The 12,428-nt window shown below is 51.2% G+C and carries 7 protein-coding genes; all 7 read right to left on the reverse strand.

The annotated features are described in order from the left end of the window. Positions 1 to 2,107: FISUMP domain-containing protein (locus tag IK012_RS00980; protein WP_290949431.1), on the reverse strand; the 2,107-nt coding region annotated here is incomplete at its 3' end. A gap of 7 nt (positions 2,108 to 2,114) precedes the next feature. Further along, positions 2,115 to 2,978, reverse strand: coding sequence for a TIGR02147 family protein (locus tag IK012_RS00985; protein WP_173384888.1), 864 nt, complete (start codon positions 2,976 to 2,978; stop codon positions 2,115 to 2,117). 248 nt (positions 2,979 to 3,226) lie between these two features. Further along, positions 3,227 to 5,722, reverse strand: a complete 2,496-nt coding sequence (locus IK012_RS00990) for a fibrobacter succinogenes major paralogous domain-containing protein (protein ID WP_290949432.1) — start codon at positions 5,720 to 5,722, stop codon at positions 3,227 to 3,229. Beyond that, positions 5,719 to 6,576 (reverse strand): TIGR02147 family protein, encoded by an 858-nt coding sequence (locus IK012_RS00995; RefSeq protein ID WP_290949433.1) that lies wholly within the window; start codon positions 6,574 to 6,576, stop codon positions 5,719 to 5,721. Before IK012_RS00995 ends, IK012_RS00990 begins: the two co-directional genes overlap by 4 nt. Positions 6,577 to 6,825: 249 nt before the next feature. Further along, positions 6,826 to 9,444, reverse strand: a complete 2,619-nt coding sequence (locus tag IK012_RS01000; protein ID WP_290949434.1) for an FISUMP domain-containing protein — start codon at positions 9,442 to 9,444, stop codon at positions 6,826 to 6,828. 41 nt (positions 9,445 to 9,485) lie between these two features. Then, positions 9,486 to 10,319, reverse strand: a complete 834-nt coding sequence (locus tag IK012_RS01005; protein ID WP_290949436.1) for a TIGR02147 family protein — start codon at positions 10,317 to 10,319, stop codon at positions 9,486 to 9,488. A gap of 214 nt (positions 10,320 to 10,533) precedes the next feature. Beyond that, positions 10,534 to 12,408 (reverse strand): hypothetical protein, encoded by a 1,875-nt coding sequence (locus IK012_RS01010; protein ID WP_290949437.1) that lies wholly within the window; start codon positions 12,406 to 12,408, stop codon positions 10,534 to 10,536. Positions 12,409 to 12,428: the final 20 nt, after the last annotated feature.

Raw genomic sequence — 12,428 nt, forward strand, 5'->3', positions numbered from 1 at the left:
AAATTCTTCTTCCGGTCGGGAGTGCGGCAAAGCCGTAAAGATCCGTACCGTTGTTGTCAGGCGTTCCGGCGTAGTTCCATCCAGTCAACGCCTTGAGTGGTTCACCAGATACAGGGGCAGTTCCTAACGCCACGCTCAACAGTCCCCATTCATAGATTGACGGCAAATGCCAGCCGTCAGGGCAAATTCCCTGCACAGCGCGATCAAGTCCGCACGTCTTGCCATAACCGCAAACCAACGGTTCCTTCGAATCGTTCGCCAAGGCAACAGAGTCAATTGCCGCCGCCCAGCTGTAATAACGGCCGCTCACCTTGCAATTTTTTTCATTATCCTGATAGCACCAGTTGCCGCCCTTCAAGCTCGGCGTCTTGACGCTATCGGCATAGTTCAGGTTCTCCGCCATCCACACCTGCGAATAATTTGAGTCTGGCACTTCAATTTTCACGATCTTATACACTTGATTGTCACGCGGGTCGACCATCGAGTCGTACTTGATATTCGGATTCAGGCGGGCGTCCTTGGGCACATTCCAGCTCCACCCATCGGCATCTGCAGAACTGCTACTCGATTTTGCAGAGCTGCTGCTCGATTTTGCGGAACTGCTGCTGGATGACGCAGCAGATTTACCCTTCACGCAGCGGACGGAGAGCACCAAGTTCCTAGCGGCGTAGCTCGGCAAATCTACATCGACTTTGTCATAATCCAAGTTTATCGCATACGCGCATTCAACACCAAGCTGCAGAGAATTTTCGCTGCACTCCGTAGAGCCCCAGAAAAACGTAGTGTAACCCTCGCCGCCGTAGATGCCCGCGTTGCCGATGCCGGCAGGCAGCGCCGAAAAGCCGAAAGAGTCCGTGCCGTTGCCGCTTTTGCCATCATCGTCGTTCCAGCCGCTGGTAGACTTCAGTTTAGTGCCGGCATCTTTTTCACCGCCCACGGCCTTGATTAAATTCACGAAATCAGTTTCGTCGGGCAGACGCCAGCCCTCGGGGCAAGCATTCATCGCCGCATCCCATATATAAAGGCGGCCATACTTGTCGCAGTACTTTGACGAATCGTCATAGCAGAAACTATTGTCTGTTTTGTAGTTCAGGTTTTCGGCCATCCAGACCTGGTCACCGATTGTTACGGTCCTGTAAACCTGGCCGTCGCGGGTATCCGTCAGGGTATTCTTTTCGGCATTGTACGTCGTGTCTTGGGAAGAACTGCTGGATGTCATGCCGGACTCCGTTCCGGCATCACCGTTTTTACTACTGCTCGACTTCGGTGTGACGATTAAGACAACGCTGTCGCCGTCCGCGTAGGCTTCGATGAACTTCTCGAAGGCGGGTACGGTATCTCCGAGGTCCCAAGCTTCGACATTCTTGCGGATGGAATCAAGCCCGCCGTTCGCCGTGACCTCGATAGCCCATTCCGAAATCGTTTTTTTCGTGCCGGAATCTTTCCACTTGCCGGTTTCCACGAACGAGTCCACGAACTTTTCCATGCGCTTTACAAGTCCCGCGTCGTCCGTTTCGGCCTGCATCATCACGCTCACGGCAAGCAGCGCCGCGTTCTCATCGCCCGACTCGAAGATGTTCAGGTTTTCGAACTCCACGAAGTCGCCCTTGATGTCGAATGCCGCAAGCACTTCCTCTTCGGCCTGCGCCTTCGCTTCCGCGAACTTCTTGTCCTTCTCCGTCACGAGGAACATCAGGCGTTCGTATTCCAGTTCCGTAAGCACGTTGATGTTCACGTTCTTGCGGTCCTTGAGGTCGGTCAGTGCGTGCAGCGTCAACTTTTCCGAAGACTTCTTTCCGGAAATTTCGTTGCGGTAGACACCCGTCACCTCGAACAGCGCACACGTGGACTTGAGTGTAACATCCTCGACAGTAAAGTCGCCCTTGTCGCTCTTGACTTTGCCCTCAAAAATTTCGTCCGTAAATTTGAGCGTCTTGCAGTCGATTCCCTGCACAGTCACCGCAGCGCCCTTCACGAACGGGCCCTTCTGCGTCACGCCCGCCACGTTCAAATCGGCGATGATGCCCGCATCCTCCGTAGAGCCGCCCGCAGTCTTGTTGCCATCGAAGCACGCTGTCACAAAAACCGATGCCAACGCGAGCAACATAAACCAATTATTTTTCATCTTGTTCTACTCCCTTATTTTTTGAATCCTCTTTCTTTTCCAGGCGTTCGCTCAACGGAAACAGCTGCAAGTTCATGCGGTAAACCTGTTCGGTCTCGTCGTCTTCCGTCGCAATCGCCACAATGCGGCGGCGGAATTCCGCAATCTCTTTCCTGATCCGTTCATACGCATGGCGCGTAAGCCCGAGCGTAAGCCCCGACATGTCGCGCTCCGAAAGCGGCAAGTCCAAAGCTTTCACCGCAAACTCCCCCATCTGGCGCTGCATATCGCGAGCCGCCACCGGCACCGCATCCACGGGCCCCATCGACACGGACTTTTCCGTCTGGTGGTAATTGCCGTTCCTGTCCTTCTTCAGGAGATCGGCCTTCACCAGAAAATCAAGCGTCTCGGAAACCTCCGCCGCAGAAATCTTCGACTTGCAGGCATGCGCGATTTCCAGCGGTTTCGCCCCCGGCATGTGCACCGCCAGTTCGCGGATAACCGGATTTTTCCATGACTTGAAGTAATCGAATTCCTCACTCCCGAGCACGCGTACCTTGTGCGCCTGCGCCAACGCGCAACGTTCCTCGAAGGCCGCACGCTTCGCCTTATCCCCCTTGGCATGCGCATACGAAACCATCAGCACGAAATACGTGCTCTCGAAACCCGCAAGTCCCATGGCGTTCGCAACCGAGCCGGCCGCACCGATGCTCAGGTTCTTCTTGCCTTCGCAGACATATTTCAGGTAAACCGCCGACGAGAAACCGGCATCGCGCGCAAAATCGCGCCACGTAAAAGCCGAGCTGCGCTTGCGTTCATCGTAGTAATCTTGGATGTACTTACGATAATCGGTATATTCAACGATATCCTTCATAGGTACAAATATAGGTTCTGAATAGTCCTTTGGAACACAAAATTTGCGTTTTTAAGCTAATTTTACCATTTTTTGCATTTTTTCAAAGATTTTCAATATCTAGAACACAAAACCTGTGTCCCCAGGACACAAGAAAACGGCGATTGAGGCACAAGGCCGCAATGACAACGGCAATCCTTGTATTCTAAGAATACAGAAAACCCCGCGGCATTTCGTCCGCGGGGGCTTTCAAGGCGCAACCACTAAAATTAATCCTTAAGGCATCGAATAGACATTCCATCATCCTTATCGTGATCGAGCAGGCGGGCATTATCGTAGCCGGCGTACAAGTTCACGTAGCTCGCGTTGTCGCTATTCTTCTCTATAGAACTCCAGAAGTTCGCGTGATCGCCCAAATAGTTGTAGTAGGCGCCTTCACCGTACCAGATGCCGGCAGGCAATGCAGTAAACGAGTAATCATCTGTACCGTTGCCGTCATCGTTCCAGCCGCTCGTCGATTTGAGCTTTTGGGCCGCTGTAGATTGACCTCCGACCGCATCAAACAACGTTTTAAATTCATCTATTGTCGGCAGGTGCCAGCTCTCAGGGCAAGCATTCATCGCTGCGGCCCAGGTGTACAGCCGACCATACGTTGCACAATATTCAGTAGAATCTTTATAGCAGTAACTACTGTCCATTTCATAGTTCAGGTTCTCCGCCATCCACTCTTGGCCACCAACCTTTACGGTCTTGTATGTCTGACCGTCGCGGGCGTCCGTCAAAGTACCGTATTTACTTTTGTCCTTTACGCAACGGACCGACATTCCATCGCCCTTATCGTGATCGAGCATGCGCGCATTATCGTAGCCAGCATACAAGTTCATGTAGTTCGCGTTGTCGCTATTCTTCTCTATAGAACTCCAGAAGTTTGCGTGATCGCCCAAGTAGTTGTAGTATTCGTCTTTACCATACCAGATGCCGGCAGGCAACGCAGTAAACGAGTAATCATCTGTACCGTTGCCGCCATTATTCCAGCCGGTCATCGATTTGAGCTTTTTGCCCGCTGTAGACTGACCTCCGACCGCATCGAACAACGCTTCAAATTCATCTGTTGTCGGTAGGTGCCAGCTTTCAGGGCATGCTCTATTCGCCTCAGCCCATGTGTAAAGGCGACCGTACGTTGCACAATATTCAGCGGAATCTTTATAGCAGTAACTACTGTCCATTTCATAGTTCAGGTTTTCCGCCATCCACTCCTGGTCACCAATCGTTATGGTCTTGTATGTCTGGCCGTCGCGGGTGTCCGTCAAAGTACCGTATTCACGCTTGTCCCTTACGCAACGGACCGACATTCCATCGTCCTTATTGTGGTCGAGCATGCGGGCATTATCGTAGCCGGAGTACAAGTTCATGTAGTTCGCGTTACCGCTATTCTTCTCTATAGAACTCCAGAAGTTCGCATGATCGCCCAAGTAGTTGTAGTATTCGTCTTGACCGTACCAGATGCCAGCAGGCAACGCCGAGAACAAGAAATCATCCGTGCCATTGCCGTTATTATTCCAGCCGCTCGTCGATTTAAGTTTTTTGGCCGCCGTAGATTGGCCGCCGACCGCAGTGAACAACGTATCAAATTCATCTGTTGTCGGCAGGTGCCAGCCTTCAGGGCATGCTTCATTCGCAGCAGCCCATGTGTAAAGGCGACCGTACGTTGCACAATATTCAGCGGAATCTTTATAGCAGAAACTACCGTCTATTTCATAGTTCAGGTTCTCCGCCATCCATACCTGTTCGCCAATCTTTACAATCTTGTATGTCTTGCCATCGCGGGTGTCCGTCATGGTAAGGTTTTCAGCCGGCAAACCGGCCTTAGGCTTTTCAGATTCAGGAATTACATCCTGATTTTGAGCCGATGAATCGGCCCCAAAATTTTCAACAACCTTTTCAAATTCAGGAATTTCATCGGATCCACTCCACCTCGACAGGTTTTTGCGGACAGATTCAAATTTGCCATCGCCCTTGGCCGCACTCGCCCAATCCGACATTTCCGTTTTCGTCTTTTCATCGTTCCATTCGCCAGTCTTCGCGATAGACGAAGCGACGGCATCCATTCGGTCTGTCAAATCCTTGGCATCCAAATCCGATTGCAACAGCACACTCGTCGCAAGGAGTGCCGAGTTTCCATCGCCCTTTTCATAAATGCTCAAGCCTTCGAACGACTCAAAGAGATCCGTTATACCTAACGAGGCAAGGACTTCCTTTTCAGCCTGTTTTTTCGCATCGGCAAAGGACATTTTTTCTTTAGAGACAAGATTCATCACTCGCTCGTATTCCAATTCCGTAAGCACGTTGATATTAACAGTCTCCCTGTCACTCAAATCCGTGAGCGCATGGAGCGTCAACTTTTCCGAAGATTTTTCACCAGTAAATTCATTGAGGTAATAACCGGAAACAGTGAACAAAACACAAGATGCCGAGAAGTTCACATCGTCAATGCCAAAGTCGCCCTTGTCGCTATTGACCTTTCCCGTGAATTGCTCGTTCGTGTATTTCATCGTCTTGCAGTCAACTCCCTGCGCAGTCACCTCAGAACCCTTCACGAACGGGCCCTTTTGCGCCAAGCCAGCCACATCCAGGTTGGCGACAATACCCTTGTCTTCTGTAATACCGCCCGAAATACTCTTGTTTTCGGAATCGGAACATGCGGCCAGCATAGCCAACGCGCCAACAAACGCAATAGCCGAACTATTCTTGATTATACTCTTCATGATCTCTTCCTTTTTTTTGACGTAACCCTTTCTTTTTGTTTTAAGCACTCACTTATCGGAAACAACTGCATGTTCAATCGGTACACTTGATCCGTATCGTCGTCTTCGGAAACAATTGCCATAATGCGGCGGCGACAATCAGCAAGTTCCTGCTTGATGCGTTCGTAAGAGCGACGCGTGATTCCCATGGTAAGGCCCGACATGTCGCGCTCCGATTGCGGGAAACTGAGCGATTTAATCGCAAGTTCACCCATTTGGCGTTGCAAATCGCGCGCCGCGATTGGTACCGCATCTACATCGCCAATAGAAACCGCTTTTTCGGTCTGCAAAAAATTTCCCTTAGCGTCTTTTTTCAAGAGCTTCGCACGCAGTAAAAAATCCAGCGTCTCGGAGACCTCGGCCGCAGTAATCGCCGGCCTACAGGCTTTCGCCATTTCAAGCGGCTTTGCCCCCGGCATGTGCGGAGCGATTTCACGAAGCAACTGATTTTTCCACGATTTAAAATACTTGTACTCTTCTGCGCCCAGCACGCGCACCTTATGCGCCCTCGCAAGCGCACACCTTTTCTCGAACGCCGCAGTTTTTTCTGCGTCCCCTTTTGCATGCGCATACGAAACCATCAGCACAAAGTACGTATGTTCAAACCCAGCGAGCCCCATGGCATTTGCAACAGAACCAGCGGCACCCACACTCAAGCTCTTTTTCCCTTCACAAACATACTTCAGATAAACTGCCGACGAAAAGCCCGCCTTTTGAGCAAAATCCCGCCAGGTAAACGACGAACTGCGCTTACGTTCGTCGTAATAGTCCTGAATAAACTTGCGGTAATCGGAGTATTCTATGATTGCTTTCATGATTACAAATATAGCCAAATAACACATTTTAGAACACAAATTTGGCGATTTTATTCTAATTTTACCAATTTCACAAAAATTTCGAAAAATTAAGCAAAAACAAGAACACACCGTGTGTTCCAGGAACACAAAGAAACGGCGATCGCGGCACAAGGCCGCGATGACAATAACAAATTCATGTTCCAGGAACACAGAAAAACCCCGCTAGCATCCTAGCGGGGTCTTTTCTCTCTCCTTATCAGGCAATCTTTATTCAGAAACCTTACCGTGGTCCAGTTTTTTCTTGTAATAGGTCACAATCGCGATATGATAGTAATAGTCATAATACCAGTCGCCCAATATCACAGCATCACCATACTTAGAGGCTTCCACATCCACCGAGACATCATATTTGGCAATATCCGTCTCATAGATGTAGTAATACTTTTTTTCAGCAGAGTCTACTTTGTCCAAGACAAATCCCTTTTCTTCCAGAACGCCTCTCAGATATTCAACACTATCTGCAAGCATTTTCAGTTTCTCTTCATCTGCCGGATCATCCATAGTCTCCGTCGTCAACCGTTTCTTATATACACTACGGTAAACATACCATAAAGTACTTTGCAAGCTGTCGTTCCAAGATACCTTGTTCACGGATGTCGCGAAGTCCTTGAGAAAACTCATTTCTTCCGGCAATTCCGTTTCGTAGCGCATAGAGCTAAAATCCGTCGTAGGCACCTCTTCAAAACCATCCCTCAATATGACTACTTTAATATCGAAACTAATGCGATACGATGCGGCAGAATACCATTTGGTGATTGCAACCTTGTACACGACATTCCCGTCTTTTTTCTGGTATACATACGACGTGTCGTCATATATTTTATCCAAAGAATCGTTCTTTACGCTATTTTCGAAAGCAAAGCCCTTCTTTCCCAACGTTTCCACAAGAGCCGATATCGCGGAATCCCTAATACTTCCAGAATCAAATCCCTTCGCAGGGCTGAAGAGCCATACTTCCTGCTTACCGTCTCCATAGCTGACATAACCATTTCTTACGTAAGCCGAATCCAAGAACGACAGCGGCTGCGGCACAGCCTTGACAGCACCTTCCGCGAACGGGTTGTAGATGGAACTCGACGAAGCAACGCCAGAAGAGCTCGATTCAACATCAGATTCACCAGAGGTTTTCCTCTTCTTGCCTTCACCCTTAACACAACGTACAGACGCATAATGCAGTTCCGTCACATACATACCAGTATAAGCGTAGGGCAACGGTTTTTGTTTAAAGAGCAACGCCAAGGGGCCGTCAAACGAATACATCATTATATAATTCGGTTCAGTAATCGTCGCCGTCCACAAATACGTAAGCGAATCCAAGCCTATGCATCCCTCTCCCGTACGGCACACCCCCGCACCGATAATATCCAGTCCGAACTTGTTCGAGGCGTTCAGTTTTTCGTGATAATCATCCCAGTCATACGGCAGCAAACTGGAACTCAAACTTTCTCCGTCGCCGTATTTCTCGGCAAACGCAAAGAGCGTATCCCATTCAGCCTCTTCAGGAACATGCCAGCCATCGGGACACACTCCCTGACGGGGGTGGAAATCGCTGCGAAGCCTCAAATTGCTCAATCCCCTTTCAAACGCCTGCTCCGTAGTGTCCAGGACCTGCACCAAATTATACAGGCGCCCAAACTTTTTGCAGTTTTCACTGTTGTCGCCATAGCACATGCTACCTTCAACCGCATAGTTCAGGTTTTCGGCCATCCACTCTTGCGAGCCCAATTTAACAGTCTTATAAACTTTCCCATCACGGGCATCCGTAAGCGTGCCAAAAACGGGTTCTCCCGATTCACTTGACGAACTGGCATCACCCTGAGAACTCATCGAAGAACTCGACTCCGGTTCGTCACCCGGAATATGCCAGCGGCCCTTTTCGCACACGAAGTATTCGTTGTACAATGCGCTGAGCTTGTTTATGTTGCGCTTGGTCTCGTTTTCACGTTTGTCATTGCAAACGCCGAGTCCATAATTTTCCCACCAGAAGTTGGACACGTACTTTTCGAATGCGGGCACGGTATCGGCGTACTTCCAGTCTTCCACGTTCTTGCGCACCTTCGAAAGCGAGCCCTTCAAGTCAACATCGCAAGCCCAGTCCGCAATCGCGGCCTTGGTGTCGGCATCGTCCCAGCTGCCGCCTTCCGCAAGCGAGATGCTAAACTCGCCAATGCGCTCGGTAAGCCCCGCCACATCCACGTTGCTCTGCATCAATACGCTCACCGCGAGCAGCGCCGCATTCCCGTCGCCCGACTCGAAGATGTTCAGGTCTTCGGATTCGCCGAAGTCCCCCTCGATCCCGAACGAAGCCAGAATTTCTCTTTCCGCCTGCGCCTTCGCATCGGCGATGGACATCTTCTTCTTGGAAACCAGGTACATCACGCGTTCGTATTCCAGGTGCGTGAGCAAGTTGATGTTCACCTTTTTCCTGTCGCTCAAATCCGTCAGCGCCCGCAGCGTCACCGTACCCGAAGACTTCTTGCCAGAAATCTCGTCGCGATAATAACCGTTCGCTTCGAGAATCGCATACTGCGATTTCAAATCGATGTCCTTGATAGCAAAGTCACCCTTGTCGCTCTTGATGGAACCCTTGAAGCTCTTGCCGGTCTGTTTGAGCGTAATGCCGTCCAGTTCCTGCACGGTCACCGCGGAACCCGTAACGAACGGGCCCTTCTGCGAAACACCGGCCACTTCCCTGTCCTCGACCGCGATAATGCCCGAATCGCCCGAAGCGCCGCCAACGATGTCCTTGCCATCCGATTCGCCATCGGAACACGCCCAGAACATGGCCCCCGCCGCAAGGCACCCCAAAACTCGATTCCACTTCATAATCGACCTCTTTTTGCACTTTTTCATGAGAATTTCTCCCTTTAAAATCCTTTTTTATTTCCCAGGCGTTCGCTCATCGGGAAGAGTTGCATGTTCAGACGGTACACGCGATCGGCCTCGTCTTCTTCGGTGGCAATCGCCACGACGCGCCGATAGAAATCCTTCATTTCCTTTTTTATCCGTTCGTAAGCACGATCCGTGAGGCCAAGCGTGTAGCCCGACATGACTCGCTCCGAAAGCGGCAGGTTCAACGACTGCACGGCAAACTCCCCCATTTGCCGTTGCAAGTCGCGAGCCGCCACCGGCACCGCATCCACGTTCCCCATCACGATGGCCTTGTCCGTCTGCACGTAGTTTCCACTCCTGTCCTTCTTCAGGAGTTTCGCCTTCACCAAGAAGTCAAGCGTTTCGGAAACTTCCGTCGCCGAGATTTTCTGTTTGCAGGCGCGGGCCATTTCGAGCGGTTTCGCCCCCGGCATGTGCGGAGCCAATTCGCGGATCACCGAATTCTTCCACGATTTGTAGTAATCGAACTCTTCCTTCCCGAGCACTCGAATCTTGTGCGCCTGCGCGAGCGCGCAACGCTCCTCGAATGCGGCCCGCTTGGCGGAATCGCTCTTGGCGTGCGCATAAGACACCATCAAGATAAAGTAATCGTACTCGAAACCGACCAGCCCCATGGCGGTCGCCACCGAGCCCGCCGACGCGACGCTCAAATTCTTTTTCCCTTCGCAAACGTACTTCAGGTAGACATCCGAAGAGAAGCCCGCCTTCTGGGCAAATGCGTGCCAAGAAAACGCCGAGCAGCGCTTGCGTTCATCGTAGTAGTCCTGGATGAACTTGCGATAATCTGTATATTCAACGATTTCCTTCATGGTATCAAATATAGGTCTATTTTCACAAAATAGAACATGAAATTTGCGTTTTTGAGCAAATTTTACCACTTTTTGCGTTTTTTCAAAAAATTTCACATTTTAGAACATGAACGTCATGTTCCAAGAACATGGCCAAAAAACGGCAACACGGAAAAAGCGCCCCCCGTTGTAGCGGAGAACGCTTTTAGATTATAGGAGAAATACTTTTTATACCCTACTCGAGTTCGGCATACTTGTCGCAACTGCCGTTGTAAGGGCCGAAGGCCTTTATGTTGAACGAACCCGTCGTACCGGCGTCGCCGCTGAGTTCGAGCCTAAGCTCAGACGTTTTCTGCACCGACGCTTCGTACGAAGCATAAGATTTTGACCACGAAGGCACCGTAAACGAAGCCCAGGGAATCCTTTCGACGCGTACCGTATCCGAAAGGGGAAGCTCATATTGAGCATAGGCGTAATCAGGAACCACCGTTATCGGCGCTACAATCAGGACGCTCATTTTTACCGTGGAGCTGTACGCGACGCACACGCCTCCGAAATTCGACACGTCGAAACCATCCGCCAGCGTTATTCCCGACGGGTCCCAGACCAAGGAGAAACCGATCTCCACATAAGGATACTCGACACCATCACCGAACGTCACGTCGCCACAGAAGCCCTTGCACGTATCGATAACGTCATTCAGCCAGTTCGCATCGGAAGTATCAACGGTGGCATGCCAGCTGATGAACGAAGTTCCCCTGTCGTAATCCCCGTCTTTCACCACGTACCACGCAGAAGGATTCTCGGAGAAAGCGTGGTAAATCGAATCAGAGCCGTCGGCACCAAACCAGGTCTGCATCGATTTCAAGCCGATAAACTTGGAATTCGTGCAAACATATTCCAGGCGGGACTTGGCGCCGATTATGGTATCCCCTTCGACACACGTCTTGCCCACGACATCGTAATCAAAGGTCCTGGCAACGTCCCAATCCCCTTCCTTGCACACGTAGCCGCCAACAATCGTCAAAGGCATAGCCGCGGTACATCCGGCTCCGAGTTCACGTTCCATTTCAGTCGCCTCGCGCCACTTTCCGCCATCATAGACATACTTGTTCAAGGAATCGACCTGGCCGGCACGAAATTCGCCTTCGTCACCAGCGCTGAAGTTCTTGGTATCGGACTGCAGGTTGCTAGCCTTGATCCAAGCGCCGCTTTCGCATACATAACGCGCGCCCGATTTCCCGTAATAACGCTCGCTAAATTCGTTGCTGTCCACCGCTATTTCGCCCTCGCGGGATTCGGTGCAGGCGGTAAGCCCGTAAGCATCGTACCAGAAATTGCGCACATGCGTGATGAAGTCGGGAACCTCGCCTTCGTTCCATTCGCTCAGTTCCTGCATGATATCTACGAGCAATCCCGAATTATCGGCTTCGGCCGCCCAGTCAGCCATCGCGGCCTTGGTCTTCGCATCGTCCCACACGCCTTCCGCGGCAAGGGACATGCTGAAGGCGCCCATGCGTTCGGAAAGTCCGGCCACATCGACACCGCCCTGCATCAACACGCTCACCGCAAGGAGGGCCGCATTCCCGTCACCCGCAGTAAATATGTTCAGGTCTTCGGGATTCGCGAATTGGACATCGATACCAAAGGCAGCGAGGATTTCGGATTCCGCCTGCGCCTTCGCTTCAGCAACGGTCTTGCCCTTTTCCAGCACAAGGTTCATCACGCGTTCATATTCCAGATGCGTGAACAGGTTGATATTCACCGTATTGCGGTCGGAAAGGTCGGTAATGGCGCGGAGAGACACCGGTCCCGAAGACTTGCTCCCGCTGATTTCGCTCCAGAAGTAGCCGGTAGCTTCGAGCATCGCATACTGCGAGACGAGATTAATCCCGTTGATGGAGAAATCGCCCTTGTCACTCTTGATGCTGCCCCTGAAACTCTTGCCCGTCTGGTTCAGCGTAATGCCGTCAAGTTCCTGCACCGTCACCACCGAACCCGTCACGAACGGGCCCTTCTGCGAAACACCCGCGACCTTCCAATTCTGGACCGGGACTATTCCCTCGCTTTCCTCGCTAACGCCACCGAGCTTGCCATCTGAACAAGCCATAAATGACGTGCATACCGAAA

The organism is Fibrobacter sp., from assembly GCF_017551775.1.
In the GTDB taxonomy this organism is placed as follows: Bacteria; Fibrobacterota; Fibrobacteria; order Fibrobacterales; family Fibrobacteraceae; genus Fibrobacter.